General features: G+C 72.0%; 27 protein-coding genes. 14 read left to right on the forward strand and 13 right to left on the reverse strand.

The genetic code is table 11. The features are described 5' to 3' along the window. Positions 1-88: 88 nt before the first annotated feature. The 4 genes from BFF78_RS12245 to BFF78_RS12260 all read right to left on the reverse strand — a co-directional run bounded on the left by BFF78_RS12245 (position 89) and on the right by BFF78_RS12260 (position 6,306). The gene (locus BFF78_RS12245) at positions 89-2,344 is read right to left on the reverse strand and encodes a transglycosylase domain-containing protein (protein ID WP_079161278.1); all 2,256 of its coding nucleotides are present in this window, start codon (positions 2,342-2,344) and stop codon (positions 89-91) included. A 20-nt stretch (positions 2,345-2,364) separates the two neighbouring features. Further along, a complete protein-coding gene (locus tag BFF78_RS12250) occupies positions 2,365-5,028 on the reverse strand; it encodes a bifunctional polysaccharide deacetylase/glycosyltransferase family 2 protein (RefSeq protein WP_227025819.1) in 2,664 nt (887 codons plus the stop codon). 14 nt (positions 5,029-5,042) lie between these two features. Then, positions 5,043-5,759: a RodZ family helix-turn-helix domain-containing protein gene (locus tag BFF78_RS12255; RefSeq protein ID WP_069778362.1), complete on the reverse strand. Its 717-nt coding sequence runs from the start codon at positions 5,757-5,759 to the stop codon at positions 5,043-5,045. A gap of 88 nt (positions 5,760-5,847) precedes the next feature. Continuing rightward, a complete protein-coding gene (locus tag BFF78_RS12260; protein ID WP_069778363.1) occupies positions 5,848-6,306 on the reverse strand; it encodes a DUF1877 family protein in 459 nt (152 codons plus the stop codon). A 500-nt stretch (positions 6,307-6,806) separates the two neighbouring features. On the opposite strand from BFF78_RS12260, the gene BFF78_RS12265 reads away from it, so the two are divergent. Both BFF78_RS12265 and BFF78_RS12270 read left to right on the forward strand, forming a co-directional pair. Beyond that, positions 6,807-7,439, forward strand: coding sequence for an RNA polymerase sigma factor (locus BFF78_RS12265; RefSeq protein ID WP_069778364.1), 633 nt, complete (start codon positions 6,807-6,809; stop codon positions 7,437-7,439). A gap of 87 nt (positions 7,440-7,526) precedes the next feature. After that, complete coding sequence (locus tag BFF78_RS12270; RefSeq protein ID WP_069778365.1) at positions 7,527-8,342, forward strand: hypothetical protein; 816 nt, start codon at positions 7,527-7,529, stop codon at positions 8,340-8,342. 63 nt (positions 8,343-8,405) lie between these two features. On the opposite strand, the gene BFF78_RS12275 is transcribed toward BFF78_RS12270, so the two are convergent. After that, the gene (locus tag BFF78_RS12275) at positions 8,406-9,419 is read right to left on the reverse strand and encodes an alpha/beta hydrolase family protein (RefSeq protein ID WP_237282550.1); all 1,014 of its coding nucleotides are present in this window, start codon (positions 9,417-9,419) and stop codon (positions 8,406-8,408) included. Between the two features lie 447 nt (positions 9,420-9,866). Further along, positions 9,867-10,430: an ArsR/SmtB family transcription factor gene (locus BFF78_RS12280; protein WP_069778366.1), complete on the reverse strand. Its 564-nt coding sequence runs from the start codon at positions 10,428-10,430 to the stop codon at positions 9,867-9,869. A gap of 127 nt (positions 10,431-10,557) precedes the next feature. On the opposite strand from BFF78_RS12280, the gene BFF78_RS12285 reads away from it, so the two are divergent. Next, on the forward strand, positions 10,558-10,983 hold the full coding sequence (locus tag BFF78_RS12285) for an SRPBCC family protein (RefSeq protein WP_069778367.1): 426 nt from the start codon (positions 10,558-10,560) through the stop codon (positions 10,981-10,983). A 34-nt stretch (positions 10,984-11,017) separates the two neighbouring features. On the opposite strand, the gene BFF78_RS12290 is transcribed toward BFF78_RS12285, so the two are convergent. Further along, positions 11,018-11,287: a hypothetical protein gene (locus BFF78_RS12290; RefSeq protein ID WP_069778368.1), complete on the reverse strand. Its 270-nt coding sequence runs from the start codon at positions 11,285-11,287 to the stop codon at positions 11,018-11,020. A gap of 49 nt (positions 11,288-11,336) precedes the next feature. Here BFF78_RS12290 and BFF78_RS12295 point away from each other — a divergent pair, with 49 nt between their 5' ends. Further along, the gene (locus tag BFF78_RS12295) at positions 11,337-12,014 is read left to right on the forward strand and encodes a protein-L-isoaspartate O-methyltransferase family protein (RefSeq protein ID WP_227025821.1); all 678 of its coding nucleotides are present in this window, start codon (positions 11,337-11,339) and stop codon (positions 12,012-12,014) included. Between the two features lie 49 nt (positions 12,015-12,063). On the opposite strand, the gene BFF78_RS12300 is transcribed toward BFF78_RS12295, so the two are convergent. The 3 genes from BFF78_RS12300 to BFF78_RS46835 all read right to left on the reverse strand — a co-directional run bounded on the left by BFF78_RS12300 (position 12,064) and on the right by BFF78_RS46835 (position 14,182). Continuing rightward, positions 12,064-12,810, reverse strand: coding sequence for a PP2C family protein-serine/threonine phosphatase (locus tag BFF78_RS12300; protein ID WP_069778369.1), 747 nt, complete (start codon positions 12,808-12,810; stop codon positions 12,064-12,066). Between the two features lie 191 nt (positions 12,811-13,001). Then, a complete protein-coding gene (locus BFF78_RS12305; RefSeq protein ID WP_069778370.1) occupies positions 13,002-13,832 on the reverse strand; it encodes an SDR family NAD(P)-dependent oxidoreductase in 831 nt (276 codons plus the stop codon). Positions 13,833-13,954: 122 nt separating this feature from the next. Then, the gene (locus BFF78_RS46835) at positions 13,955-14,182 is read right to left on the reverse strand and encodes a hypothetical protein (protein ID WP_165289339.1); all 228 of its coding nucleotides are present in this window, start codon (positions 14,180-14,182) and stop codon (positions 13,955-13,957) included. Positions 14,183-14,279: 97 nt separating this feature from the next. Here BFF78_RS46835 and BFF78_RS12315 point away from each other — a divergent pair, with 97 nt between their 5' ends. The 3 genes from BFF78_RS12315 to BFF78_RS12325 all read left to right on the forward strand — a co-directional run bounded on the left by BFF78_RS12315 (position 14,280) and on the right by BFF78_RS12325 (position 16,790). After that, positions 14,280-14,639 (forward strand): DUF6204 family protein, encoded by a 360-nt coding sequence (locus BFF78_RS12315; protein ID WP_069778372.1) that lies wholly within the window; start codon positions 14,280-14,282, stop codon positions 14,637-14,639. 61 nt (positions 14,640-14,700) lie between these two features. Next, entirely contained in the window at positions 14,701-15,153 is a 453-nt protein-coding gene (locus tag BFF78_RS12320) for a MarR family winged helix-turn-helix transcriptional regulator (protein WP_069778373.1), read from the forward strand. Between the two features lie 215 nt (positions 15,154-15,368). Next, on the forward strand, positions 15,369-16,790 hold the full coding sequence (locus tag BFF78_RS12325) for a hypothetical protein (protein ID WP_227025822.1): 1,422 nt from the start codon (positions 15,369-15,371) through the stop codon (positions 16,788-16,790). Here BFF78_RS12325 and BFF78_RS12330 read toward each other — a convergent pair. Next, complete coding sequence (locus tag BFF78_RS12330; protein WP_069778375.1) at positions 16,787-17,215, reverse strand: pyrophosphohydrolase domain-containing protein; 429 nt, start codon at positions 17,213-17,215, stop codon at positions 16,787-16,789. The two genes, BFF78_RS12325 and BFF78_RS12330, sit on opposite strands and share 4 nt — an antisense overlap. A 175-nt stretch (positions 17,216-17,390) precedes the next feature. On the opposite strand from BFF78_RS12330, the gene BFF78_RS12335 reads away from it, so the two are divergent. Next, on the forward strand, positions 17,391-18,386 hold the full coding sequence (locus BFF78_RS12335) for a TAXI family TRAP transporter solute-binding subunit (RefSeq protein WP_069778376.1): 996 nt from the start codon (positions 17,391-17,393) through the stop codon (positions 18,384-18,386). A 35-nt stretch (positions 18,387-18,421) separates the two neighbouring features. Here the strand turns inward: BFF78_RS12335 and BFF78_RS12340 are convergent, their stop codons facing one another. Further along, positions 18,422-19,825, reverse strand: coding sequence for a sensor histidine kinase (locus BFF78_RS12340; RefSeq protein WP_069778377.1), 1,404 nt, complete (start codon positions 19,823-19,825; stop codon positions 18,422-18,424). Positions 19,826-19,834: 9 nt separating this feature from the next. Then, complete coding sequence (locus BFF78_RS12345) at positions 19,835-20,521, reverse strand: response regulator transcription factor (protein ID WP_069778378.1); 687 nt, start codon at positions 20,519-20,521, stop codon at positions 19,835-19,837. A 289-nt stretch (positions 20,522-20,810) separates the two neighbouring features. Between BFF78_RS12345 and BFF78_RS12350 the strand changes: the two genes are divergently transcribed. The 6 genes from BFF78_RS12350 to BFF78_RS49735 all read left to right on the forward strand — a co-directional run bounded on the left by BFF78_RS12350 (position 20,811) and on the right by BFF78_RS49735 (position 26,103). Next, the gene (locus BFF78_RS12350; protein WP_069778379.1) at positions 20,811-21,587 is read left to right on the forward strand and encodes an amino acid ABC transporter ATP-binding protein; all 777 of its coding nucleotides are present in this window, start codon (positions 20,811-20,813) and stop codon (positions 21,585-21,587) included. Positions 21,588-21,684: 97 nt separating this feature from the next. After that, complete coding sequence (locus BFF78_RS12355; protein ID WP_069778380.1) at positions 21,685-22,521, forward strand: glutamate ABC transporter substrate-binding protein; 837 nt, start codon at positions 21,685-21,687, stop codon at positions 22,519-22,521. 75 nt (positions 22,522-22,596) lie between these two features. Then, on the forward strand, positions 22,597-23,265 hold the full coding sequence (locus tag BFF78_RS12360; protein WP_069778381.1) for an amino acid ABC transporter permease: 669 nt from the start codon (positions 22,597-22,599) through the stop codon (positions 23,263-23,265). Continuing rightward, positions 23,262-24,152, forward strand: coding sequence for an amino acid ABC transporter permease (locus BFF78_RS12365; protein WP_069778382.1), 891 nt, complete (start codon positions 23,262-23,264; stop codon positions 24,150-24,152). The genes BFF78_RS12360 and BFF78_RS12365 overlap by 4 nt, the downstream gene beginning before the upstream one ends. A gap of 176 nt (positions 24,153-24,328) precedes the next feature. After that, positions 24,329-25,939 (forward strand): FAD-dependent monooxygenase, encoded by a 1,611-nt coding sequence (locus BFF78_RS12370; RefSeq protein ID WP_069778383.1) that lies wholly within the window; start codon positions 24,329-24,331, stop codon positions 25,937-25,939. A 77-nt stretch (positions 25,940-26,016) separates the two neighbouring features. Then, positions 26,017-26,103 carry a putative leader peptide gene (locus BFF78_RS49735; RefSeq protein ID WP_313960178.1) on the forward strand — a complete coding sequence of 29 codons (87 nt, stop codon included), beginning with the start codon at positions 26,017-26,019 and terminating at the stop codon, positions 26,101-26,103. Positions 26,104-26,178 lie beyond the last annotated feature (75 nt).

Genomic DNA, 26,178 nt, shown 5'->3' on the forward strand with positions numbered 1-26,178 from the left:
TTTGCCCTTACCGGGCAGTTCAAGTGAAATTCCCGGGCAAGTCATGGCCGAAAATCGGCCTGCCCATGGCTTGACCGACGTCGCGCGGTCAATGGCACTTGTGCGGGCGGCACTTGGGGCGGGCGGTGGGAAGGCTCGGCCTGGGGGTGCCTGTCGTGGTCGTGTGTCTGCCGTGCCCGCCGGCGCGCTTGGCGGGGCGGGGGGTGGGAGAGGCGGAGGGGACGCCGGGCTCGTCGGTGCCACGACCGAGGGAGGCGGGCGCGGGGAACGGGAGGTCGGGCAGGCCGGACAGGGCGTCGCTCATGTAACGGGTCCAGATCTCGGTCGGGATGTCGCCGCCGAACACCTTCTGCAGACCGCCGACCCCCGCCAGGGACTGGAGCTGGGGGTGGGCCGGGTCCTCCTTGAACAGTACGACGGAGGTGGCGAGTTGTCGGGTGTAGCCGATGAACCAGGCCGACCGGTAGTCGTCGGTGGTTCCGGTCTTGCCCGCCGCGGTCCGGCCCAGGGCCTGGGCTTTGGTACCGGTACCCCGGGTGACGACGCCCCGCAGGACGTCGGTCACGTTGTCGGCGACCGCCGCCGGCAGGGCCCGTACCGGAGCGGGAGCCCTGAAGCCGGGCAGCACCGCGCCGTCGTGGGTCACCCTGGTCACCGAGTACGGCGTGATCTGCATCCCGGAGGCGGCGAACGTCGCGTAGGCGCCCGCCATGCGGATGGCGCTCGGGGTGGAGGTGCCGATGTAGAAACCGGCGCTGGGCGCGGCCAGGCTCTGCGGGCGCAGGCCCAGCGCCTTCGCCGTCCGGGCCACGTCCGCGTATCCGACGTCCTCGCCCAGTTGCACGTACGGCGTGTTGACCGACTGCTCCATCGCGGTGCGCAGCGAGATGTTGCCCCAGCGGTGCGTGGTGTCGTTGTGCTGGTGGAGCAGGCCGGTGGGGTCCTTGTCGTCGGTGACGTAGGTGCCCTGCTGGTCCTTGATCTGGATGCCGTCGTCACCGTTGAACTTGCTGGCCGGGGTGATCGACGCCGGTGAGGTGCCCGGTTTCAGGACGGCGCCGTACTGGAGCGCGGAGGCGAGGACGACCGGTTTGAAGGTCGAGCCCACCGGGACGCCGGAGGTGTCGGCGTTGTCCGAGTAGTGGGCCTGCTCGTAGCCCGGGCCGCCGTAGACGGCCAGGATCCTGCCGGTCGCCGGGTCCACCGAGGCGGCACCGGCCTGGACGTTGCGGTCGGCCGCCCGGTGGGCGGGGTCGAGACGCCCGGCCCGCACCTTCGCCACGGCCTGGGCCAGTTCGGCCGTCTTCTTCCGGTCGAAGGTGGTGTGGATCTGGTAACCGCCCCGGCTCAGGCTGCTGTCGGTGACACCGGGGTCGTGCTGCTGGACGTACGAGCGGGCCAGCTGGACCAGATAGCCGGCCTGGCCGGTGAGCCCCGAGCCCGGCGTCCACTTCTTCGGCACCGGGAAGCCCGCCGACGCATACCGGGCCCGCTGCTCCTGCGTCAGCTTGCCGGTCTGCACCATCCGGTCGAGCACCCAGGACCAGCGTGCCTGCGCCTGTGCCCGCGCCGTGGGGTCGGAGTCGGCGTACTGGAAGAGGCTCGGCTCGTTGACCGCGGCGGCGAGGAAGGCACCCTGGCTCACGTTCAGCTTCTCGACCGGCAGGTCGTAGTACACGCGAGCCGCGGCCTCGATGCCGTTGGCCCGGCGGCCGAAGAAGCAGGTGTTCAGATAGCCCTGGAGGATCCGCTGCTTGCTCATGCTCGCGCCGATCTTGGCGGAGATCAGCACCTCCTTGAACTTGCGGGTCAGCGTCTGCGACTGGTCGAGGTAGGTGTTCTTGACGAACTGCTGGGTGATCGTCGAACCGGACTGGACGGAACCGCCCTCGCCCATGTGCACGAGGGCGCGCGCGATGCCCTGCGGATCGATGCCCGGGTCGGAGTAGAAGGAGGCGTTCTCGGCGGCGATGAAGTCACCCTGCACGCCCTGCGGGACCTGTGCCAGCGATACGTTCTGCCGGTTGACGCTGCCGTCGGTCGCCAGGACGGTGCCGTCGGACCAGTAGTAGACGTTGTTCTGGAGCAGCGTCGAGGGGTTGGGGTCGGGAATGGTGATCGTGGCGTAGGCGTACCCGACGGCCGCGGCCACCGCGCCGGTGCAGAGCAGCAGCGACGCCAGCACCTGGCGCCACGACGGCAACCAGCGGCGCACGCCCGCCCGGCCCGCTCGCGGATAGTCGATCCAGCGCCTGGGCGACGCGGTGCGTGCCCGGCCGCGACGACCCGCCGCACGGCTGCCGGAGATGGTGCGCTGCGGCGGTCGGCGCCGGGTTCCGCTCATGGGCTCGGATCACTCTGCTTTCAGTACCAGCGGGTGGTGTCGTGGGGCGCGGGCGGGGAAGGGGCCGCGTACGGCCCTGGCTGCAGGTGGGACTCGGACGGCCCTGACTGCGGGTGGGACGCGTACGGCCAGGGGTCCGGACGGGACACGGACGATCCGGGGTCCGGACGGGACGCGGACGGCCAGGCGTCCGAACGGGACACGGACGGCCCGGGGTCCGGACGGGACACGGACGGCCAGACGTGCGGACGGGACACGGACGATTCGGAGTCCGGGACGGCCACGTACGGCCAGGCGTCCGAACGGGACACGGACGATCCGGGGTCCGGGACGGCCGCGTACGGCCCGGGGTCCGAACGGGACACGGACGATCCGGGGTCCGGGACGGCCGCGTACGAGCCGGGGTCCGGGACGGCCGCGTACGAGCCGCGGGGGGCGATGGGCTCGTACGGTTCCGGCTGCGCGGCAGCCCCGTACCGGTCCGGCTCCGGCCGCGCGGGCGCCGCGGTGCCGGCGTCCCCCGCGGTCTGCGTGCCCGTCGGCGCCCGCAGGCTGCCGTAGCGCTCCATGCGCTGCCAGCGCAGGCGCGAGCCGGACAGGGCGGTGAACACGGACTGGATCACCACCAGATACATGAGCTGCCGGTAGACGAACTGCTGGAGCGGCAGGCTCCAGAGGGGGCCGGGGCGTTCGCCGTCCAGGCGGAACGCGTACAGACCCATGCCGAGTTGCAGCAGCAGGAAGGCCAGCCACAGGCCGCTGATCCGGACGGGGTCCAGGAAGAGCAGGCCGTACACGGCGAAGATGTCCACGACCGGGGCGAGCAGGGGCAGCAGTACCTGGAACAGGAGGAGGTAGACCAGGCCCCGGCGGCCCAGCTTGCCGGCGGCGCCACGCTGGACCAGTGCGCCGCGGTGCTTCCACATCGCCTGCAGAGTGCCGTAGCACCAGCGGTACCGCTGCCGCCACAGGGCGCCCAGGGACGCGGGCGCCTCGGTCCAGGCCACCGCGCCCTCCTCGTACACCACGCGCCAGCCGGCCCGGCACAGCGCCATGGTGAGGTCGGTGTCCTCGGCGAGGGTGACGTCGCTGACGCCGCCGAGGTCCAGCAGCGCCCGGCGACGGAACGCCCCGACCGCTCCGGGCACGGTCGGCATGCACTCGGCGAGGTCGAACAGGCGGCGGTCGAGGTTGAAGCCGACCACATACTCGATGTGCTGCCAACGGCCCAGCAGACCGCCGCGGTTGACGACCTTGGCATTGCCCGAGACGGCGCCCACGCGGGGATCGGCGAAGGGCTGCACGATCGTGCGGACGGCGTCGGGCTCGAAGACCGTGTCGCCGTCGACCATGACCACCAGGTCGCAGGAGGCCGCGGCGAGCCCGGTGTTGAGCGCGGCCGGCTTGCCCGCGTTCTCCTGCCGGATCACCCGCACCCCCGGCAGCCGGAGCGACTCCACCAGGTCCGCGGTGCCGTCGGTGGAGCCGTCGTCCACCACGATGATCTCAACCGGATGGTCCGAGGCGAGCAGGGAGCGTACGGCCGCCTCGATTCCGGCACTCTCGTTGTACGCCGGGACGATGACGCTGACCGGTCGCGTCACCGGCGGCCCCCAGGAGCTGCCCCTGCGCCCCGCCTGCCGTAGCCGTCGGTGCCGGCGTGCCGCGATCAGCACGACCGCCGCGCGCAGCACGCTGATCGCCCCGGCCGCGTACATCAGCACGCCCAGCAGCCGTACGACCCGGTCGCCGGCCTGCAGCACGTTGACGAGGGCCATTCCCTGGAGGTGGTCGCGCAGTCCGGCGGGCTGGACGGGGCCGGCCATGCCGACGGCGGCGCCGACCGTCGTGAACCGGAAGCCCTGTGCCTTGAGCCGGGGGATCAGGGTGTTCAGCGCGGCGACGGTCTGGGACCGGTCACCGCCGCCGTCGTGCATCAACAGGATCTGCCCGGCGTGCCCGTGCGGGGTCGCGTTCGCGACGATGCGGGCGATGCCGGGACGCTGCCAGTCCTCGGCGTCCTGGGTGGACAGCACCGTGACATAGCCCGCCGCGTCGGCCTGCTTCAGGACGGACCAGTCGGCGTCGTCCAGCGCGTCGTTCCTGGAGGAGTACGGCGGTCTCAGCAGTGCGGTGGTGACCCCGGCCGCGCCCGCCACCGCCAGCTGGGTCTCGCGCAGTTCCAGGGAACGCTGCCAGGGGGCGAGGCGGGCGAGGTCGGGATGGGTGAAGGTGTGGATGCCGATCTGGTGGCCGTCGGCGACGATCCGGCGGGCCAGTTCCGGGTGGGCCGCGACCTCGTTTCCGACGACGAAGAAGGTCGCCCGCACGTGGTTGCGGCGCAGCGCGTCGAGAATGCGCGGTGTCCAGACGGGGTCGGGGCCGTCGTCGAAGGTGAGGGCGATGGTGCGGGCCGCGGGCCGGGCGGTGTGCACGGCGCCGGCGGCGTTCGCGATCACCGGACCGCCGTGGGTCACCCGGGCGGGCACCGCCTCGCTGCGTCCGCGGGCACCGGTCACGTCGTCCGAGGTGATCCCGAACATGTGGTGGGTGTAGCCCTGGAGCAGGAGCGCCGTCGACAGGGTCACCGCGAGCACGCTCAGCAGCAGCCAGTGGGTGCGGGGGGCGATCTGGCGGGTACGGCCGCGGCGACGGGGAGCGGTGCGGCGGCGGCGATCGGTCACGTGGGGGCCTTGGGTCACTTCACGTGCTTGTGGGACGCACCGAGGGCACGTCCCCGGGAGGAGTGGGCGGGGACCGGCGTGGCAGTGACGGTCCGGGAGACGGTCCCGGTACCGGACGTGGCGGCGGGGGCGGGGCCGGGGGCGGTCGAGGCTGCCCGGCGGCCGGCCGGGGCAGGGGTCTGCCGCGCCGTGGGACGGGAGTTGTCGTGCGACGCGGCGGCGTGCGCGCTGCCGGACGGGGAGTCGGGGGCGCTCAAGCCGGGCGCGGCCCCGTGCGTGGTGTCCGGCTGCGGGACGAACGGGGCGCTGACGCTGGGGCCGCCCAGCAGCGTGCCGGCCAGCAGGGCGACGTAGCCGCCGGCGGGGATCAGCAGCAGCCGGGCGGCACGCAGCACGTGGCGCTGACGTCGGCCCGAGGAGTCCACGAAGACGGGCCGCGCCGGATCGTGCCCCGGCGTCTTCGGGGCCGGCTCCGGTTCCGGTTCCGGCACGAAAGGGATGGCCTGGGTCTCCGAAGCCGGCATGGTGAGGACGTCGCCGCGGGCGGTGTCCCACGCCGTCGGGTGCGGCTGCGTCCCCTGCGCGAGCGGCGCCGGGTCCCAGGTCAGCGTGGCCGTGTCGCCGCCGTACCCGTCATGGCCGTACGCATACGCGTACCCGGCGCCGCCGTACGGATCCTCGCCGTACGGCGGCTCGCCGTACGGTCCGCCGTTGCCGTTCGTCCACTGCACGAGTCGTGTCCCCTGTCCCGGCCGGCCGAGGCGGCCGTCCGCATGGACAGAGCGCGGCGGGCCGAAACTGTTACACCTCACTCACAACTCACGCCTCGTACAGCCACTTCACTACCGCATCCCCGCATTGGGCCGTATGCACGTAAAACGCCCGCAGTTCCCGGTGCGCCACCGCGAAGGCGCCCCACATCTCGGGCTCCGCGGTCGCGCCGCCGTAGCGCGGCAGCAGTTCATCGCGGGCGCGGTCCCACAGCGCGTCGAAGTCGGCCGCCGCGAGGAACCCGGCCACCCCGCGCGCCTGGGCCGCCGTCAGCACCAGCAGCGGCGGCCTGTGCCGGTCGGCGCGGAACACCGGCCGGCCGCCGAGCACCACCTGGGTCGGGGGCCGGTCCCCCGGGCCGGGCGGGGAGGCACCGGCGTAGATGCGCTCCTGGTCCCGGCAGCGCCGGAGAGTCTCCGCGTCGCCCTCGAAAAGCCGTTCCAGCCAGGTCGCGCTGTTGCGCAGCGCCGGGGACGGCACCGCGCGCAGACGGAGGTACGCACTCATGCCAGAAGGAGCGCACGGGAGCGCCTGGGCATCACCCGGGGCGGACGGAACGGGGGGTGCGGATCGGACACCGCAGGTCCGACGGGGGTGCGGGAGGCCGGGACCCCGTTCAGTGGTCGGGGTCCCGGCCGTCGCGTCTCTCTGCGTGCCGCCCGCGGGGGGAGACACGAACGGCACGCAGAGAGGTCCGGGGGCGGGCTGCGGCACCTGCGTCGACGAGCGGTCGCCCTGGGCCTGCCCGGTACCGAACCCGGCATCCCCCCAGCGCACGGGCCGCGCGAAACGTCACCCGGCCCGCGACGGCACCGCGCCGGTCACGCTCCGTCGCACGCCCGGCCGATCCGGCGACCGAGCGCCTGGGACCAGCGAGAACGTGAGGGACCCCTGGTGCGTTGTGACGTTTCTGTGACGGCGGACGCTGCCCATCATGGGCCGTCGATGCGACCGGAGCGCGGCGGACGGCAAGGAATCGCAATGGACCGGTGCGAACGAGGACGATCTTGGGCCAGGTACGGCAACCCCGGCGCGTGCAGGCGCGCGACGGGGAACTGGGTGCGGCGGTCGCACGGGCCCAGGACGGCGACGAGACCGCTTTCGCGATCGCTTATCGGATCGTCCAGCCGGGCCTGCTCGGCTATCTGCGGGGCATCGTCGGCGACGACGCGGAGGACGTGGCGTCCGACGCCTGGCTGGAGATATCCCGCGACTTCGGGCGCTTCAAGGGCGACGGCGCGGGTTTTCGCGGCTGGACCGCGACCATCGCCCGGCACCGGGCGCTGGACCATCTGCGCCGCCAGCGCGTACGACCCCGGGCGGGAGGGACCGAACAGGACGTACTGGACCTGCCCGGTCCGCACAGCACCCATGAACAGGCACTGGAGTCCCTCTCCACCAGGCGGGCCCTGGAGCTGGTCCGCGCCCTGCCCCGCGACCAGGCCGAGGCCGTGCTCCTGCGGGTCGTCGTCGGCCTGGACGGTCCCGCCGCCGCACGCGTCCTCGACAAGCGCCCGGGAGCGGTGCGTACAGCCGCCCACCGGGGCCTGAAACGCCTCGGCCGCCAATTGGGCCTCGACGGCGAGGCGGAGGAAGGTGTGACGGATGGGGCTTACCGCACGCTGGGGGAGTCGACATGAACGACGACGGCGGCGGGCCGTGCGGACGGACAGCCCGGCCCGGCAGGCCGAGCGAAGAGAATCTGTGAGACAGGAACGGAAGCGGACATGGGTGAAGAGCTGAGCGGCGGCGGAGTTCCGAGCCGTCGGCGTGAGCCTGGCAGCGCCCTGTCCGACCCTTGGTACGTGCGTGACGGCGCCGCGCTGGAAACGGTCCTGGCCGCCGCCATCCGTACGGATGGCCTCGACCCCCAGGCCGAGCAGCGGGCCGTGGCCGCCTTCCGGGTCGCCCGCGACACGGGCGCGCACCGCGCACGTACCCGGCGCCGGGACGATTGGCGTCTCCCCGAGGAGCGGCGTGCCCGGCGCCCTGTGAAGATCACGTTCGGTGTGGCGGTCGCCAGCCTCACCCTGGGGGGTGTCGCCGTCGCGGCCATCGGTTCCGCCCGCTCGGCATGGGACGGTGCCGGTGGCGGCCGGGAGACCGCGCGTCCGTCAGCGGCCGCTCCCCACCGGCCGGGCGACACGGCCCCGTCGACGTCCTCCGGCGGCCCCCGACCGACGGACAGGCCGGCCTCCGCCAAGGACACCGAAGCCCACTGCCGCGCCTATGCGCACCACGTCCAGGGCCACGGCAAGGCGCTCGACGCGAAAGCGTGGCACCAGCTTGTGGCGGCGGCCGGCGGCAAGGCCGGGGTCGCCGATTACTGCTCCGAACAGCTGCGGCGGGCGACGGCCACGCCGGGCGGGCGTGCCGACACGGGCAAGTCCGGCAAAGGTGCCGCAGGCGCCGACAACGGCGCGACGGGCAGAACCGGCACGTCCGGCAAGTCCGGTGCATCCGGAAAGACCACCGGCGGCACGGGCGACACGGCCGGGAAGAGCCGGGCAGGCGGGGGCCAGAGCGGTGGGAAACACAAGTAGACAAGTGACCCTCAGCCGTGGCCCGTTCGGGACCGCATGGGGTTCTGTCGTGGGCGATGACCCTCAGGCGGCAACACCCCACCACACCGCCCACGGTACGAATCCGGCCGCGGCCAACCCGACCGGAGCCAGGCGCAGCCAGGCCGCCCCGCTCGGCGTCGGCCGTCGGCGCCGGAGTGCGGCTGCCGAGACACAGGCCGACATCACCACCGCGACGGCGAGCCCCTGCACCACCAGCCACGCGGCCGGACGGCCCCACACAACGGGCGCCGCCGCACCGTCCCCCGCCACGAAGACGGCGAGCGGGAAGGCCACCGCCGCCACGACCGCCAGCAGGCCGAGCCCGGCCAGCCAGCGCACCGGACGCAGGACCGGGCCCCGGCGCAGGGGGGCGCTCAGCGGATAGGCGCCGAAGCCGAGGAGCAGCAACGCCGGGGCGAGCCAGGCGTACCAGGCGTGTCCCGGCAGCGGGGTCGTGGCGAGCACCTGCCCGGGTACGGGGGCGGCGCTCGACTCCGGCGGATGGCCGGCGGCGACGGCCCGTACCCATGAGGTCATGGTCTGCGCATAGCGCGGGGTCAGCTCCCCCAGCCGCTTGCCGTGGAAGAGGGGGCCGCCGATCCGGTCGAAACCGTCCGACGTGCGGTGCCCGTTGTGTGCACCGCCGGCGACGAAGCCGATGACCGCGTGCCGGTTGCCCGCACGGGTCAGGGCCTCGCGGAAGATCCGTGCGCTCTCCCGGGGCGGCACCTGCGTGTCGTGATCGCCCCACAGCGCCAGGACCGGCGTTCGGTGCAGCCGCTCGAGCACCGGCACGGGGTCGTGGTCGGCCGCGGGGAAGAGACCGGTGGCGCCCATGAATTGGGCGGTGGGTCCGGCCACGGTGCGACGGAACGCTCCGCCCACCCCCCGGTGGTGCAGATGCGTGGCGAGGTTCCAGGCCTGGGTACGCAGCGGGTCGTAGCCGGGCCCGCCGATGGTGACGACGAACGCGACGTCGGCCGAGCGCGACGCGGCCAGCGGCGCCACCCAGCCCCCCTCGCTGAAGCCCCACAGCCCGACCTGACGTGGGTTCACCCCGCTCCTCGACTGCAACAGCCGCACTCCGCGAGCGCGTCGTCGGCCAGCGGGCCGAAGTCCCGGTGGAGCAGGGAGTAGCCGGCGGTCCGCTTGTCGTAGACGAGCGTGGTGATCCCGGCCCGGGCGAACGCCTCGGCCTCCTGCCGGTACTCGTCCCGGGGCCCGGGGCCCGAGCCGCCGACGAGTACGATGCCGGGTTCCGGCCCGGGCGCTCCGTCCCTGCTGAGGATGGTGCCGTGCAGGACGAGCCCCCGCCACCGCGGAAGGTGACCTCCTGGCGGGCCGGCCCGTCCCCGCCGGCGTACGCCATGGGCGCGGCCAGCAGGAGGAGGGCGCCGGCCAATGCCCCGGACAGGGCGGCCAGTACGGCGCGTATCGGTGCTGCGGACCTAGCCGAGAGCAGCACGGCGTGCGTCCCCCTTCGTTGTCGGTCGGGCCGCTCGGTCAGTCGGTCTCGGGAATGCCGAGCAGCCGGACGAGCACGGTCCGTGCCTCGGGCGTGTTCCCCTGTTCCGGGGCCGAGTAGCGGTAGAGGAGCGCGATGTACTCCTCGAAGAACGCGCGGAGTTGGTCGGGGTCGACCCGGAGCGTGGCGCGCGAGAAGAGCGCCGCGTCGGCCCAGGGCCCCAGCGTGTCGCGTGCCTCCTCGAAACGCCGGGCGGAGTCGACCAGTTCGGCGAGGTTGAGCCGATGCATCTCGGTCAGCGCCTCGCGCATCTGCGCCGTCTGCCGGCTGTACGGCGGGAACCGCCGGTCCCCCGGCACCACCCGCCACCAGCGCTCCCGCCCCTTCGCCAGCTCCGGGACCTCCTCGACGAAGCCGTGCTTGGCCAGCTGCCGCAGGTGGTAGCTGACCAGCCCCGTACTCTCGCCCAACTCGCGTGCGAGCGCGGCGGAGTTGGCCGGCCCCTGCCGCAGGCATTGCTCGATCCTCTGCCGCATCGGGTGCGCGAAGGCGCGCAGCGCTTCGACATCGGTGATCTCCCGGGCGGGCGGTTGTTCGGCCATGCCGGCAGGCTATGAGTTGCAAAGGATGTTTGCAAGGCATCTTTGCAAGTAGTGTTCGTCCCGCCTCCTGCGGGCGCACACTGTAAGCAGAAGGCCAGGCGTCATGAGCTGCACGCGGAGGTGAGCCATGAGCACCCTCGAGCTACACGTCGACATCGGGGTTCCGGTCGACACGGCCTGGGAGACCCTTCACCGGGTGGAGAACTATCCGCGCTTCGTGGAAGGAGTGCGGGGCGCGCGTACGGAGGCGGGAGGCCGAGCGCACCTGGACGTCGAGGCAGGTGGCCGGGCCCGGGAGGTCGAGGCCGAGCTCACCGACCGCGGCGAGCACGTGATGGAGTGGCTCACCACGGGCGACCCCGCGATGACCGGATCCTTCTCGGTCCAGCCGATCGACCGCGATCACACCCGGATCCAGGCACGGCTGGAGTACGACCCCGCCACCGTCCGGGACATTTTCGGCGGGCCGAAGGGGTTCGCGCAGACGAACGCCATCGAACGGCTCGTCCGCAGCGATCTGGAGCACTTCAAGGAGTACCTGGAACGCGGGTGAGCGGCGGGAACACGTCCGGCGGCCGGTACGGCGGTCAGGTCTCGATCACGGCAGCGCAGTCCGGGCAGACCACGGATGCGTATTCCTCCGGGTACCAGGGCGCTCCGGGGTGGTCGGAGGGGTCCCAGCCGGACGTCTCCATGGCGAAGGTGTCCTTGCCGCACAGGGTCCGCGGTCCCGCTCTCGTGCGCGACCCCGGGGCCATGGGTGCCGCGTGCACTGTGCGGACACGCCGTTCCCCCGATCCCGCCGAGGGGCGCGTCGCGGCCGGTCTGTCGAGTTCGTAGACGACGATCTCGCTCATGTCTCAACCGTAGGCGCTCGCGCGGCCGGACGGCCCGTGTCCAGGTGTGGTGAAACTGCCCGTGGCCTCCTGCGTACCCGGAGAACCGGACGATCTCGTACAGGCCCTCACAGCCGCCGGGATCAGGGACGAGCGGCTGCTGGAGGCCGTACGGACGACGCCCCGCGCCGCATTCGTCCCGGCCGGTGAGCCGGCTGCCGCCTACCTGGACGTACCCGTCGCGATCGGGCAGGGGCAGGTCACCACGCAGCCCTCGCTGTCCGCCCTGATGATCGAGGGCCTCGACCTGCGCGGGAGCGAGCACGTCCTGGAGGTCGGCACGGGCCTCGGCTTCCAGACCGCTCTGCTCGCCCGGCTGGCCGCGGACGTGGTCAGCATCGAGATACGGCCGGACATAGCACGCCAGGCACACATGAACCTCGCACGTCAGGGCGTGCGGAACGTGGAACTGCGGGTCGGCGACGGCAGCGGCGGTGTGCCGGACCGTGCTCCGTACGACGCCGTCCTCGTGTCGGCCGCCTTCCCGGAGGTGCCCGAGCCGCTGATCGCACAGACCGTACCGCGCGGCCGTCTGGTGCAGCCGATAGGGCCGGGCGGCCAGGAGGAGGTGGTGTGCTTCGAGCGCACCGCATCGGGCCTGGCGCGGCTGCGGGTGCTGACCGGGGCCTGCTTCGTCCGTCTGCAGGGACGATACGGCTTCCCGCCGGACGAGGCGGAGCCGCCTTGAGGCGCTGCCGGGGAGAAGTACGTCTTCGGGCCCGCGCCCAGCGGTGCTGCTATGCGTCCGCGACGCGTACGACCGCCAGCGTGATGTTGTCGGGGCCGCCCTCCGCGATGGCGGCCTTCCACAGCTCGAAGGCCGCCCGGCCGTCGTCGTGCTCCCGCATCACCTCGTCGAGCACCTCCTGCGGCACGGGATCGGTCAGACCGTCGGTGCAGATGAGGTACCGGTCGCCGAAGGACACGGGCTCGGCCGTCACATGGGGACGGACGGCACGGTAGGCGGGGCTGCCGCCCAGGCACTGGGTGACGATGGACGTGGTGCGCCGCCCCGGTTCGAGTGGGGGGCTGTCGTCGACGCTCAGCCGGCGCAGCCCGTCGGGGGAAGCCGCGAAGACCCGGCTGTCGCCCACGTTGAACACCAGCAGCGAACCGGGCTGCACGACGACGCCGGCGATCGTCGTACCCATGGTGGTGAGGCCGCTTCTCTCGTCGTCGCCGGCGGCGTACACCGCGCGGTTGCAGGCGTTCACGGCGTCGCGGACGGCGTCCTCGCTGCTCAGGGCGGGGCCGATGGACGCGATCCGGCGGACGACCAGGGAGCTGGCCACATCGCCGCCGGGATGCCCGCCGAGGCCGTCGGCGACGGCGACGGCAAGGGGCGTGCCGAGCGGGAAGAGCAGCGTCTGCGGACTCTCGGTCGCTGTGGCGCACAGGGTCCACGGGCCGGCCACCAGGCTGTCCTCGTTCCGTTCGCGAAGCAGCCCGGGATGACTCAGCGCGCTCACCGCCACGTACCGCATGGAACGCCACCGCCTTCCGGTACGGGCCACAGCGTCAGCCGACCCGCTGCGCGCGCAACGACACGCCCCTGACCAGCGGGAACGGCGAAGTACGGACCGCCTCGTGAAAGCCGACGACCACGGCCGGCCGCCGGTCGCCGCCGTATGGCTCAAGCGTAGGCGCTCCTCGGGCGGCCGACCGGGGCCGGTACTCACCGCGCCGGTACGGAGTCCTCGCCGGAGCGTGGGGCGATGTGGAAGTCGAAGGCGAGCGTTCCCGGGTCCAGGGCCGTCGCGCCGCCGTCCACGGTCAGGACGGATCCGTTGACGTACGACGCCGCCGGCGACAGCAGCCAGCCGATCGCCTCCGCGATCTCACGCGGCTCGCCCGGACGCCCCAGGGGCAGCATCCTGGTCGCCTCCTCGTAGGCGGCCGGCACGCCACCGCGCCGGTCCGTCTCCGCGGCGAAGCGCGCCATGCGCCGGTCGGCCATCTCCGTCTTCACCCAGCCGGGGCACACGACGTTGGCACGCACCCCCTGACGCCCGTAATCGACGGCGACCGACCGGCAGAGCTGGAGCAGGGCCGCCTTGGAGGTGGCGTACGGGGCGTTGCTCGTGCCGTTGCGCAGCGCGGACACCGAAGCGACGGCGACCACCGACCCCCTGGACTCCAGCAGATGCGGGATCGCGGCGCGCAGCAGGAGCAGCGGACCGGTGACGTTGGTGCGCATGACCTCCTCCCAGTCCCGCAACGACATGTCTCCCACGGCTCCGCCGCGCCCGATTCCGGCGTTCAGCACCAGCCCGTCGAGCCGCCCGTGCGCGGTCAGGGCCGCCCGGACCAGCCCCTCGGCCGCATCGGGGTCCCCGACGTCGGACGGATACGCCAGCGCCCCGGTCTCCGCCGCGACGCGCCGCAGGGGTTCGGTACGCCGACCGGAGACGACCACGTGGTGACCGGCCTCGCTCAGCAGCCGGGCCGTGGCCTCCCCGATACCCGATCCTCCGCCGGTCACGACGACAACGCGCTTGTCCACCACCGCTGTTCAGGCCCCTTCACCGAGATCGTCGAGCACATCCGAGCCTAGAGCCCCGTTGATCGGCGGACGACGGCTTCCGGCCAGGGACGCACCGGCCACCGCGCACCACGAGCCGGCGCGGGTCAGCGAGCCGCACGCCGGTCGTGCGCCGGGCGGAGGCCGGCCGGGATGCGTTCCACCAGCGCCGCCGCCTCGGGGGCGCGCACCACGAAGTGCACCTCCCATCCCGCGCCGCGCGCCAACTCGGCCAGGCCGATGTCGTACACAGCCCGCCGCGCCCCGAGCCGGGCAGCGGACGGCAGCGTCCCTACGGCCACGGCTCCAATTGCCGCGGCCTCGGGCGCGGTCACGCGACCGACGCCGGCCGCGGTACGGCGGCGGAGAGGGCCGCGGCGGTCTCCGGAAACCCGGTGGAGGCGGCGAGCCCGCTGAGCCTATGGTCGCGGGATGAGTACCCGCACTTTCCGGATCACCGTACGCGGCGCCTTCGACGGCCTCACCGAAGCGCAGCGGGCCGCGCTGCTGGCCGACGCCGCCGAACACGACGTGCTGCGCGCCGCCTTCACCCCCGAGGGCCACCTGACCTACGACATCGCCGCCCGCCCGGCCTTCGTCTTCCGGTTCTCCGACACCGGGGAGGAAGAGGAGGACATCCTGGAGGCGACCGAGCGGGCCGAGGAGGCGGCGAAAGCCTGGCTGACCGAGCGCGGCTACGGCTTCAAGAACCTCCGCTCCACCGCCGAGGACCTCTCCCAGGCGCCGCTGGGCAAGCGGCAGCGGCGCGCGGCCCGTTCGAACGGCTCATAAACTTGAGTACTCAAGGAGATGGCAACGAGAAGGAGCCGGTGCAGAGGAGTGAGCAGCGGTCATGAGTGACACCCGGGACACCCTGGACGCGGCACTGCGGCTGGTACGGGCCCAGGCGGCGCTCGTACGGCGCTTCGACTCCCGGCTGGGCGGGCTCCACGGGGTCAGCCTGGCCGACTTCACCGTGCTGCTACGGCTGGGGCAGGCGCCCGGCGGCCGTATGCGCCGGGTCGACCTCGCCGAGGCACTGGGCCTGACGGCCTCCGGGGTCACCCGGGGGCTCGCTCCGCTGGAGCGGATCGGGCTGGTCACCCGCGAACCGGACGTCCGGGACGCGCGCGTGGCCTACGCATCGCTGACCGCGACGGGCCGACGGCGCCTGAAGGACATGCTCGCCACGGCCGAGGAGACAGCCACCGAGGTCTTCGCCGCCCCGGCGTGGAGCGCCGACGACATCGCACAGCTGTCCTCCCTGCTGGCCCGCCTCGGCGGCACGGGCCTGACCGGCCGCTGAGCCCCGGAGAAGGGCCCGGAGCCGACCGCTGACTCCAACTCCTCGTGGCACACGTCACGTTGAGATGTGGCCGGATTGTGGGGGAACCCCGCAGGTGGGCATGGCATGCTCATGAACGATCACGAGTTACCGGCCGGTTCTACCGTCAAGTAGCCGCTCGTCCGGTACCTCTCTGTCACCCCCCACCCCACACAGGACCCACCATGCGCAGACGCATGCGGCACAGACGTGCCCTGCTGCCCTCTTTCGCCGTGACCGCCCTCTTCCTCTCCGCGGCCTGCTCCTCGACCGCATCGCACGCCGAGACGTCGGCGGCGGCCGGGCACGGCCGGCAGGTCGAGGTCGGGGCCGCCGGCCGGCCCACCGACGGCGCGGACCACTCGCTCGCCGTCGCCGCCGCTCCCGCCACCGCCGCGACCGCCACGGCGGGACCGGCCGGCTCCGGGCAGCGGGCGCACAAGACGGCGCTCGCCATCAGCTCGTACGACAGCCACACCCGGCGGGCCCTCCTCTCCGACAAGCCCGCCCGCCACGGGAGTTCATCCGGCTCCCCGACGGCCTCGCCCACTCCCTCCGGCGCCGCGCACAAGGCCGCCGTCGGCGATGTGATCGCCAGCGCGCCCGCGCCCGGCGCACCCCATGGGCTGCTCGCCAAGGTCACCAAGGTGCTCGGCGCGAAGAACGGCGGCACCGAGGTACAGACGGAACCCGCCACCCTCAACGCGCTGCTGGGCGACGAGACGGCCAAGGGCGCCGTGCCGGTCGACCCCGCGGCGTTCTCCGTCGACAAGCTGCTGCCGGACGTGAAGGTGTCCTGGGCCAAGGCCGGTGACATGCACGTCGGTCCCAAGGGCGCGACGGTGCCGCTCGGCAGCCTCCGGCTCGATGTCAGCGCCGGCATCCCGACGGCCCAGGGCGCGCCCGCCTCGGCCACCGCCGCGGTGAACGGCTTCGTCCAGGTCGCCCCGCAGGTCGACTTCGCCTACGGCGGCGCCGGCAGCGAGGCCCCGCCCGGCTCCGCCTACCTCGGTGTGTCCGGCGACTGGACCTCCGGCTGGGCGGTCAGGGGCCGGGCGGCCGTGAGCACCGGCACCCCGCTGCGGATCCCGTTCGCCAAGCTGCACGCCGACCCCGTCCTGCAGGTCGGCCCCGTACCCGTCGTCGTCAACCTCGACCTGACCTGCTACATCCAGATCAGCGGCGACGGGCGGGTCACCGTCGACGTCGAGCAGCACATGAAGGGCGACTTCAAGGCGGGCGGCACCTTCGGCGTGGCCAAGGGCTGGACGCCGGTCAGCTCCTCGGACATGACGAGCACGCCCGTGCGCGCCTCCGTCACCACGGCCGGGACCGTGAAGACGGCGCTCGGCGCCGAGGCCTCCGTCGGTCTCTACGGCACCGTCGGTGTCACCGCCGACCTGGCCCCGTATCTGCGCGGCGAGGCCTCCGGCACGGTCACCGCCTCCTCCGCCGGCGGCGGGGCGAAGGCCGAGGGCGCCTGGAGTGTGTACGGCGGGGTCGACCTGTCCGGGACCTTGCGGCTCCAGCTGTCCGTCTTCGGTACGCCGGTCATCCAGCGGAGCATTCCGCTGGGCGCCCTGAACCGCGAGTGGAAGCTGGCGAGCGGCACCTTCTAGGCGCTCGGCTCCGCGGCACCGCGCCGCGCCGCCGGTATCCAGCCCTGGCGGCGCAGTACGGCCGACACGTCCGGGGCCCGGTAGTGCTCCCCCTTGAGGACCTTGCCGTCGGCCCGGCGGGCGACCTGCCCGTCCGGGCCGAGCTTGCTCATGTTGGCGCGGTGGATCTCGGCGATCACCTGGTCGAGGTCGATGCCATGGACCAGCGCCGTGCCGTACGCCACGTAGACCACGTCGGCCAGTTCGTGCGCGAGCCTGTCCAGCGGGCCGTCGACCGCGACCTCGGCGACCTCCGCGGCCTCCTCGGCGAGCAGTTCCCCACGGTGCGCGGCCAGTTCGGGGTGCACCTCCGTCGGCGTTCTGCGGGCGTCAAGGCCGAAGGCGCGGTGGAACTCTCGGACGAGGTCGGCGGGCGAAGTGCTCATGCGACGACTCTAACGGCCGCCACTGACAGCGCCCGTGCCCCTCTTCCCGGGCTGCCCGCAGCGGCCTCTTCACGAGCCCGCAGCGGCCCCTTCGCGAGCCCTGAGCGGCCTCTTCGCGGGCCCGGAGTGACCTCGGCCCTGGTCAGCGCCGCGCCCGGCCTGGCAGGATCGCCGCATGTCCAAGGTGCTCCCCCGTATCAGCAGACGCCGGGCGCTGCCGGCCGCGGCCGCCGGTGCCGTCGTGCTCGGGCTGCTGCTGTGGTGGCTGCTGCCGCTGGGCGAGAAGCCGCCGAGAGGGACGATCGTCTTCAGCACGGGCACACCCCGAGGGGTGTACCAGGAGTACGGCGAGCGGCTGCGCGCCGAGTTCGCCAAGGACATGCCCGACCTGAAGGTGAGGCTGCTCAACAGCGCCGGTTCACAGGAGAACGTGGAGCGGGTGGCGACCGGCAAGGCCGACTTCACCATCGCGGCGGCCGACGCGGTGGGGGCGTACGAGCTGGCGCACGGCGGCAGCGCCGGACGACTGCGCGGGGTGGCCCGGCTCTACGACGACTACGTACAGCTCGTCGTGCCCAGCGACTCGGACATCAGAAACCTCGCGGACCTGCGGCACAAGCGGGTGGCGATCGGGCTGCCCCACTCCGGGGTGCGGCTGATCGCCGACCGGGTCCTCAAGGCCGCCGGCATCGACCCGCGCAGGGACATCACCCCGTTCGCGGACGGCATAGACACCGGGCCCGACCGGCTGGAGCAGCACAAGATCGACGCTTTCTTCTGGTCGGGCGGGCTGCCCACCAAGGGACTCGTCACGCTGGCCAGGAAGTCCGCCTTCAAGTTCGTGCCGATCCAGGACGACCTCGTCACCCGGCTGCACCGGGAAGGCCAGGAGGCGCGCTACTACCGGGCCACCAACATCCCCGAGTCCACCTACCGGGCCGTACAGAGCACCGAGGTCCCGACGATCGCCGTGGCCAACCTCCTGATGACCCGCACGGACGTGGACCCCCGGCTGACCGAGTGGGTGACCCGTACGGTCATCAAGAGCCGCGACGGCATCGGCGCCCACGTCCACTCCGCCCAGCTGGTGGACCTGCGCACCGCCATCTACACCGATCCTTTGCCGCTCCAGGAGGGCGCCCGGCGCTATTACCGGTCGATGAAGCCGTAGCGGCCCGAGCGAGTCCCCAGGCTCTCCCCCGCCGGTCAGGATTCCCCGTGCCGGGGCACGCGCACCGTCACCCGCAACCCCCGCGGCTCATGGTGGGCGTACTCGATCGAGCCGCCGCCCGCCATGAGCAACGCGCGCACGATGGAGAGGCCGAGGCCCGAGCCCTTGATGTTCTGGTGACGGCCACTGCGCCAGAAGCGGTCGCCCACGCGCGCGAGTTCCTCGTCGGTGAGGCCGGGTCCGGTGTCGGTGACGACGACGGTGGAGGTGGAGCCGTCGGCGACGACGGTGACATCCACCGTGCCGCCCTCGGGGGTGAACTTCACGGCGTTGTCGATCACCGCGTCCAGGGCGCTGGACAGGGTGATCGGGTCCGCCCAGGCGGTCGTGGGCGGGCAGTCCCCGGTCAGCCGGACACCCTTGGCGTCGGCGGCCGGTGACCAGGCGGCGACCCGCTCCTCGGTGAGCGCCCCGATGTCGGTCAGCCGCAGGTCCGCCTCGGCGTGTTCGGCCAGCGCCAGGTCGAGCAGATCGTCCAGGACCTGCGCGAGGCGCTTGCCCTCGGTGCGGACCGAGGCGATCTCCTCATTGCCCTCCGGGAGGTCCAGAGCGAGCAGTTCGATGCGCAGCAGCAGCGCCGCGAGGGGGTTGCGCAACTGGTGCGAGGCATCCGCGACGAAGGCACGCTGCTGCTCCAGCACATCCTCGACGTTGTCCGCCATCTCGTTGAACGACCGGGCCAGCCGTCTGAGTTCCGGCGGCCCGCCGGCGACCGCGACCCGGGACTTCAGCCGTCCGGTGGCGATGTCGTGCGTGGTGGCGTCCAGCACCCGTACCGGTCTGAGCACCCAGCCGGTCAGCCGCAGCGCCGCGCCGACGGCCAGCAGCATCGCCGCGCTCTCGCCGGCCGCGATGAACAGCCAGCCGCGCAGGATCCGCGAACGCATCTGCCCGGTGGGCGAGTCGGTGACCACGACCGCCACGACGTCCCCGTCCCGGATCACCGGAGAGGCGACGACCAGCCGGCTGCGCTGCCAGGGCCAGACCTGCTTGGGGTCGTGGCTGCGCCGGCTGAGCAGCGCCTCGTCGAAGGCCCCCCGCATCTCCCCCGTCCGCGGTACGAACCAGTCGCCCGGGGCGTTGGCCATCGCCGTGCCGTTGCGGTAGAAGACACCCGCGCGGATGCCGTAGACGCCGTAGTAGCTGTCCAGTTCGCTGCGCAGGGCCTCCAGACGCTCGTCGGTGCTGGTGCGCCGGGACCCGCTGTGGCCGTCGGTGACGAACTGGGCGAGCGCCGCGAAGCGTGCCGTGTCGTCGATGCGGTCGACGACGACCCGCTGCTGCTGTGCGGCGGCCAGGCTGAGGGCGAGCGGCAGGCCGAGGGCGAGGAGGACGGCCGCCATCAGGACGATGAGCAGCGGCAGCAGCCGTGTGCGCACCCGTCCCCGCTAGGCGGCCGGGGCGACGAGCCGGTAGCCGACGCCGCGTACGGTCTCGATCAGGGCGGGCATGCGCAGTTTGGCGCGCAGGGAGGCGACATGCACCTCCAGGGTGCGGCCGGTGCCCTCCCAACTGGTGCGCCAGACCTCGCTGATGATCTGTTCCCGCCGGAAGACCACGCCGGGGCGCTGTGCGAGCAGGGCGAGCAGATCGAACTCCTTGCGGGTCAGTTGGATTACCGAACCATCCACGGTGACCTGCCGGGTGGGCAGTTCGATGCGCATGGGACCGAGGTGCAGGGTGCTCTCGCCGCCGGTCGCCGCGTCCTCGTGCACGCTGCGCCGGCTGACGGCATGGATACGGGCGAGCAGTTCCCCGGTGTCGTACGGCTTCACCACGTAGTCGTCGGCGCCCAGGTTGAGCCCGTGGATCCGGGAGCGGACGTCGGAGCGCGCGGTGACCATGATCACCGGGGTGCTGGTGCGCTTGCGTATCTTGCCGCAGACCTCGTAGCCGTCCTGGTCGGGCAGGCCCAGGTCGAGCAGGACCACGCCGAAGCCGTTGCCCTCGGGGACGAGCGCCTGGAGGGCCTCCTCGCCGCTGCGCGCGTGGGTGACGTCGAAGCCGTGTCGCGCGAGTACGGCGGACAGGGCCGCGGCGACGTGGTTGTCGTCCTCGACGAGCAGCAGTCTCATCCCGGCCCCCTCCGGTTCAGCGGTCGTACGGTCTGGGTTCGCGCGCGTCCTGTAGGTCACGCGCGCGTGCACCATGGCAGTCACGCCGATGGACAAGGACGGCGTCAAGAGCGTTCCGGTTGCCCGTCGCTTCCGTTATCCGGCCGATACGCACCCGGGCGCCAAGTGCTACGACACGTGTCCGATTGCTATCGGATCGTGATGCTCAGATCTCCCTCAGATGTGATGACGCAGGTCACAGCGGCTCACTACTGTCCACCGAAACCGAGGAGGACGGAGCCCGAGAGCGATGACCAATGTATCGGTGACCAAGGAAGACGTGGTCACGTCCGACGAACTGGTCGTCCTGAAGAGCGTCAACAAGCACTTCGGCGCGTTGCATGTGCTCCAGGACATCGACCTGACGATCGCCCGCGGCGAGGTCGTCGTGGTCATCGGGCCCTCCGGGTCCGGAAAGTCGACCCTCTGCCGCACCATCAACCGCCTGGAGACGATCGACTCGGGCACCATCTCGATCGACGGCAGGCCCCTGCCCGCGGAGGGCAAGGAGCTGGCCCGGCTGCGGGCGGACGTCGGGATGGTCTTCCAGTCCTTCAACCTCTTCGCGCACAAGACGGTGCTCGAGAACGTGATGCTGGGGCAGCTCAAGGTCCGCAAGGCGGACAAGAAGCAGGCCGAGGACACGGCCCGGTCCCTGCTCGACCGGGTCGGCGTGGGCACCCAGGCCGACAAGTACCCCGCCCAGCTGTCCGGCGGCCAGCAGCAGCGTGTGGCCATCGCGCGGGCGCTGGCGATGGGCCCGAAGGTCATGCTCTTCGACGAGCCGACCTCCGCCCTCGACCCCGAGATGATCAACGAGGTCCTCGAGGTCATGCAGCAGCTCGCCCGCGAGGGCATGACGATGGTCGTCGTCACCCATGAGATGGGCTTCGCACGATCGGCTGCAAACCGTGTGGTCTTCATGGCCGACGGCCGGATCGTCGAACAGGCTGCGCCCGACCAGTTCTTCAGCAACCCGCGCAGCGACCGGGCCAAGGACTTCCTGTCCAAGATCCTGCACCACTGACGGTACGGGCCCGCCCCGCGCCACGGGTTGGCTTTTCCAACCCGCGGGTTGCCTTTTCCAACGGACCGCGTTCCTCACCACTCAAAGGATGTTCACCATGAAGCTCCGCAAGGTCACCGCCGCCTCGGCCGTCGTACTCGCCCTTACCGTGGGGGCCACCGCGTGCGGCGGCGGGAAGAAGAACGGCAGCGGTTCCTCCGGCGGCGGCAAGACGATCGCCATCGGCATCAAGTTCGACCAGCCCGGCATCGGCCAGAAGACCCCGCAGGGCTACTCGGGCTTCGACGTCGACGTGGCCACCTACGTCGCCAAGAAGCTCGGTTACAGCGCGGACCAGATCGAGTGGAAGGAGTCGAAGAGCGCCGACCGCGAGACCATGCTGCAGCGCGGTGACGTCGACTTCATCGCCGCCTCGTACTCGATCACCCCGGCGCGCCAGCAGAAGGTCGACTTCGCCGGCCCGTACCTGCTGGCCCACCAGGACGTGCTGATCCGCGCCAACGACAACTCCATCAAGTCGCCGGCCGACCTCAACCACAAGAAGCTCTGTTCGGTGACGGGCTCGACGTCGGCGCAGAACGTGCACGACACGCTCGCCCCCAAGGCGCAGCTCCAGCAGTACCCGACGTACTCGGCGTGCCTGACCGGTCTGCAGAGCAAGGCGATCGACGCGCTGACCACGGACGACTCGATCCTCGCCGGCTACGCCGCCCAGTCCCAGTTCAAGGGCAAGTTCAAGCTCGGCGGCTTCAAGATGACCAACGAGAACTACGGCATCGGCGTCAAGAAGGGCAGCGCCCTCAAGGACAAGATCAACAAGGCGCTCGAGGAGATGGTCTCCGACGGTTCCTGGGCGGCGGCCGTGAAGAAGAACTTCGGCCCGGCCGACTACAAGAACGAGCCCGCCCCGAAGATCGGCGACATCAAGAGCTGAGGCAACGCCCGAGGGTGCGCCGTCCACGAGGGCGGCGCACCCGGGCATCCCCAACACGCGGAAGCGCGGGAGATCGTGTTCGACTTTCTTGACAAGTACGACGTGCTGGGCGCCTTCTGGACGACAGTGCAGCTGACGCTGCTGTCCGCCGTGGGCTCCCTGGTCTGGGGCACCCTGCTGGCCGCCATGCGGGTCGGCCCGGTGCCGCTGATGCGCGGTTTCGGCACCGCCTACGTGAACATCGTGCGGAACATCCCGCTCACGGTGATCATTCTGTTCGCCTCGCTCGGGCTGCACGACACGCTGAACATCACTCTGGGCGCGGCGGACAACGTCGACACGGCGAACTTCCGGCTGGCCGTGCTCGGCCTGATCGTCTACACGTCGTCGTTCGTCTGTGAGGCGATCCGTGCCGGCATCAACACGGTGCCGGTCGGCCAGGCGGAGGCCGCCCGGGCCATCGGCCTGAGCTTCACCCAGGTGCTGTTCCTGGTCGTACTCCCGCAGGCCTTCCGCGCGGCCGTCCTCCCGCTGGCCAACGTCCTGATCGCGTTGACGAAGAACACGACGGTGGCGGCCGCGATCGGCGTGGCGGAAGCGGCGCTCCTGATGAAGAAGATGGTGGAGAACGAGGCACAGCTGCTGGCGATCTCCGCGGTCATCGCCTTCGGGTTCTGCTGCCTGACCCTGCCGACCGGTCTGATCCTCGGATGGGTGAGCAAGAAGGTGGCGGTGAAGCGATGAGTTCGGTCCTGTACGACGCCCAGGGCCCCCGCGCCAAGCGGCGCAACGTCCTGTACACGGCGGGTTTCCTCGTCGTCCTCGCGGCCGTCCTGTGGTGGGTGTACAAGGCCCTGGACGACAAGGGCCAGCTGGACTGGGCACTGTGGAAGCCGTTCTTCAGCGGTGAGGCGTACTCGACGTACATCTGGCCCGGCCTGCAGAACACGCTGAAGGCGGCGGCACTGGCGATGCTCATCGCGCTGCCGCTGGGTGCCACCCTCGGTATCGCCCGGCTCTCGGACCACGTGTGGGTACGCGTCCCGGCCACGATCGTGGTCGAGTTCTTCCGCGCGATCCCGGTACTGGTCCTGATGATCTTCGGTAACGAGCTGTACAGCCAGTACACCGACGTCACTTCCGACGACCGCCCGCTGTACGCGGTCGTGACCGGTCTGGTGCTGTACAACGCGTCGGTGCTCGCCGAGATCGTCCGCGCGGGCATCCTCGCTCTGCCGAAGGGCCAGTCCGAGGCGGCCATGGCCATCGGCCTGCGCAAGGGTCAGGTGATGCGGCTCATCCTGCTGCCGCAGGCGGTCACCGCGATGCTCCCGGCGATCGTCAGCCAGCTGGTGGTCATCGTGAAGGACACCGCGCTCGGCGGCGCCGTCCTCACCTTCCCCGAGCTGCTCGCCTCGGCGAACACGATGAGCGGTTACTACGGCGCCAACACCATCGCCTCCTTCACGGTGGTGGCCGTGATCTTCGTGGCCATCAACTTCTCCCTGACCTCGTTCGCGAGCTGGCTGGAGGGGCGGCTGCGGCGGCGCAAGAAGTCGACCGGCGCGGTGCTCGGCGTCGAGGACTCCGTAAACATCGCGGGCCACGCGGGAACGGGAGCCGCGGCCTGACGCCAGGTCAGGCCGAATGCGTCACCCGAGGGCAGTGGCCTGATCGCCACTGCCCTCCGTCGCTTGACGCAAACTCTGCCAATGGGTTGCATACGTTCTGTGATCGTGCACCTCGCTCCGCCTTCCTGTTCACTTGTCTCCGTCAGGGCATCCTCACGGGCAGGGGGCACCGCGTCATGGACCCGGTGATCATCGTCGGAGCGGGGCCCGTCGGGCTCACGCTGGCCCTGGCGCTGGCCCGCCAGGAGGTGCCCTCCGTCGTCCTGGACGAGGGCCCCGGCAAGGACGAGCCCCGCCCGGCGCGCACGGTCGTCCTGCGCGAGGACACGGCAGCCCTGCTGGAGCGGCTGACCGGAGTGCCGCTCGGTGAGCAGGGTGTGCGCTGGGCCGGCTGGCGGTCGGTCAGGCGCAAGCAGGTGCTGAACGAGATCGCCTTCGGCGAGGACGATCCCGCCGCCCCCCTGCACATCGCCCAGCACGTCGTCACGGCCGCTCTGCGCGCGGCCATCGCCGACGAGCCACTGGTGCGGACGGCCGTGGACAGCCGCCTGGACGCGATCGAGCAGGAGCGTTCCGGCGTCGCCGCGCACACCCGTGGCGCGAACGGCACCTGGTGGCGTGGCAGTTACCTGGTCGGCTGCGACGGCTCGCGCTCCATCGTGCGCAAACTCCTGGACATCCGGTTCCCGGGCCGTACGGCGGTGGAGCGGCACGCGGTCGCCGCGCTGCGCGTGGAACTTCCGTGGGAGGGCCGCGCGTTGCTTCATCGGACGCCGCCGTGGCGGCAGTCCGGGCCCTCGGCCGGGGAGGTGACCGCCCGCCCCCTCCCGGACGGCGTGTGGCGCCTGGACTGGCTGCTGCCACCGGGCAAGGAGCTGGTCACGCCCGAGATCCTGGTGGCCCGGATCCGCGAGACGCTCGCGGGCTGGGCGAACGGCTCCACACCGCCGTACGACCTGCTCGACACCGGTGTCCACACGGTGCACCACCGGCTGGCCCGCCGGTGGCGCGCCGGCCGGGTCTTCCTCGCCGGGGACGCGGCCCATCTGCTCGGTGCGCTCGGCACCCAGGGGCTGGACGAGGGCCTCAGGGACGCCGACAACCTTGCCTGGAAGCTGGGCCCGGCCTGGCACCACGGTCCGCGTGAGGCGCTGCTGGACAGCTACCAGGCCGAGCGGCGCGCGGTGGTCGCCGCCCGGCTGCGCGCCGCCGACCAGGTGCTGCCGGTGCTGCGCGGTTCCGGCGGGCTGCGCCAGATCGTCCCGGGCACGGCGCGCGGCCACGACGCGCTGCTCACGGACGGTCACTTGGGGCGCGGACCGCTCGGTGCGCCGGGGGTGTACGCCGGCTCCCCGCTCGCGCCCCGGCAGCTGGAGGGCGTGATCCCGGTCGACACCCCGCCCGGCGCACAGGTCACCGACGTACGGGTCACCGCGGAGGATGGTTCCTTCGTCCAACTGCGCGAACGGCTCGGCCGTGGCGCCCTGCTCGTCGTCCTGATCGCGCCGGGCACGGGGGTGTGGGACCGCAAGCACTGGATGTCCGCCGGGATCATGCCCCGGCTCGCGGCGGCCGTGAGCGCGCTGCCGTACCCCGGCGAACTGCTGGTCGCCGAGAGCTACCCGGGTGCGCCCGCGCACAGCGTGCTGCTCGTGCGCCCCGACGGCCATCTGGTCACCGCGCTGAGCGGGGTCCGTCCGGCCGACCTGTACGTGGCCGCCGCGGCGACGATGGGCGGAGCGGACAAGGAAGAGGCGGCGGCGCAGGCGGCCTCCGGAGCCCGCTGACCCGACGGCCCGTCACCCTCTGTCCACATGGTGACGGTGAGTTGACCTGCGTACACCGGCATGCTGTACTCCGGACCATGACCGACACCTGCGTGCGCCTGTGGCGGAGGGTCCACATGGACCTCGTCCGCTATGCGGGCTGCGTGTGTCGCCCGTCCTGCTGAATTCGCATCCCTCTTCCTGTCCGGGCGCCGCGGTGCGCCCGTTCCGCGAACCCTCTTCAGGCTTCAGGACGGTGT

Source organism: Streptomyces fodineus, assembly GCF_001735805.1.
Classification (GTDB): domain Bacteria; phylum Actinomycetota; class Actinomycetes; order Streptomycetales; family Streptomycetaceae; genus Streptomyces; species Streptomyces fodineus.

What these genes read in the sequence shown, in the direction of transcription:
- BFF78_RS12245 (WP_079161278.1), bottom strand. Translation starts at nt 2,344, where the DNA reads ATGAGCGGAACCCGGCGCCGACCGCCGCAGCGCACCATCTCCGGCAGC.
- BFF78_RS12260 (WP_069778363.1), bottom strand. Translation starts at nt 6,306, where the DNA reads ATGAGTGCGTACCTCCGTCTGCGCGCGGTGCCGTCCCCGGCGCTGCGC.
- BFF78_RS12270 (WP_069778365.1), top strand. Translation starts at nt 7,527, where the DNA reads ATGGGTGAAGAGCTGAGCGGCGGCGGAGTTCCGAGCCGTCGGCGTGAG.
- BFF78_RS12280 (WP_069778366.1), bottom strand. Translation starts at nt 10,430, where the DNA reads ATGGCCGAACAACCGCCCGCCCGGGAGATCACCGATGTCGAAGCGCTG.
- BFF78_RS12285 (WP_069778367.1), top strand. Translation starts at nt 10,558, where the DNA reads ATGAGCACCCTCGAGCTACACGTCGACATCGGGGTTCCGGTCGACACG.
- BFF78_RS12290 (WP_069778368.1), bottom strand. Translation starts at nt 11,287, where the DNA reads ATGAGCGAGATCGTCGTCTACGAACTCGACAGACCGGCCGCGACGCGC.
- BFF78_RS12300 (WP_069778369.1), bottom strand. Translation starts at nt 12,810, where the DNA reads ATGCGGTACGTGGCGGTGAGCGCGCTGAGTCATCCCGGGCTGCTTCGC.
- BFF78_RS12315 (WP_069778372.1), top strand. Translation starts at nt 14,280, where the DNA reads ATGAGTACCCGCACTTTCCGGATCACCGTACGCGGCGCCTTCGACGGC.
- BFF78_RS12320 (WP_069778373.1), top strand. Translation starts at nt 14,701, where the DNA reads ATGAGTGACACCCGGGACACCCTGGACGCGGCACTGCGGCTGGTACGG.
- BFF78_RS12325 (WP_227025822.1), top strand. Translation starts at nt 15,369, where the DNA reads ATGCGGCACAGACGTGCCCTGCTGCCCTCTTTCGCCGTGACCGCCCTC.
- BFF78_RS12330 (WP_069778375.1), bottom strand. Translation starts at nt 17,215, where the DNA reads ATGAGCACTTCGCCCGCCGACCTCGTCCGAGAGTTCCACCGCGCCTTC.
- BFF78_RS12335 (WP_069778376.1), top strand. Translation starts at nt 17,391, where the DNA reads ATGTCCAAGGTGCTCCCCCGTATCAGCAGACGCCGGGCGCTGCCGGCC.
- BFF78_RS12345 (WP_069778378.1), bottom strand. Translation starts at nt 20,521, where the DNA reads ATGAGACTGCTGCTCGTCGAGGACGACAACCACGTCGCCGCGGCCCTG.
- BFF78_RS12350 (WP_069778379.1), top strand. Translation starts at nt 20,811, where the DNA reads ATGACCAATGTATCGGTGACCAAGGAAGACGTGGTCACGTCCGACGAA.
- BFF78_RS12355 (WP_069778380.1), top strand. Translation starts at nt 21,685, where the DNA reads ATGAAGCTCCGCAAGGTCACCGCCGCCTCGGCCGTCGTACTCGCCCTT.
- BFF78_RS12365 (WP_069778382.1), top strand. Translation starts at nt 23,262, where the DNA reads ATGAGTTCGGTCCTGTACGACGCCCAGGGCCCCCGCGCCAAGCGGCGC.
- BFF78_RS12370 (WP_069778383.1), top strand. Translation starts at nt 24,329, where the DNA reads ATGGACCCGGTGATCATCGTCGGAGCGGGGCCCGTCGGGCTCACGCTG.
- BFF78_RS49735 (WP_313960178.1), top strand. Translation starts at nt 26,017, where the DNA reads ATGACCGACACCTGCGTGCGCCTGTGGCGGAGGGTCCACATGGACCTC.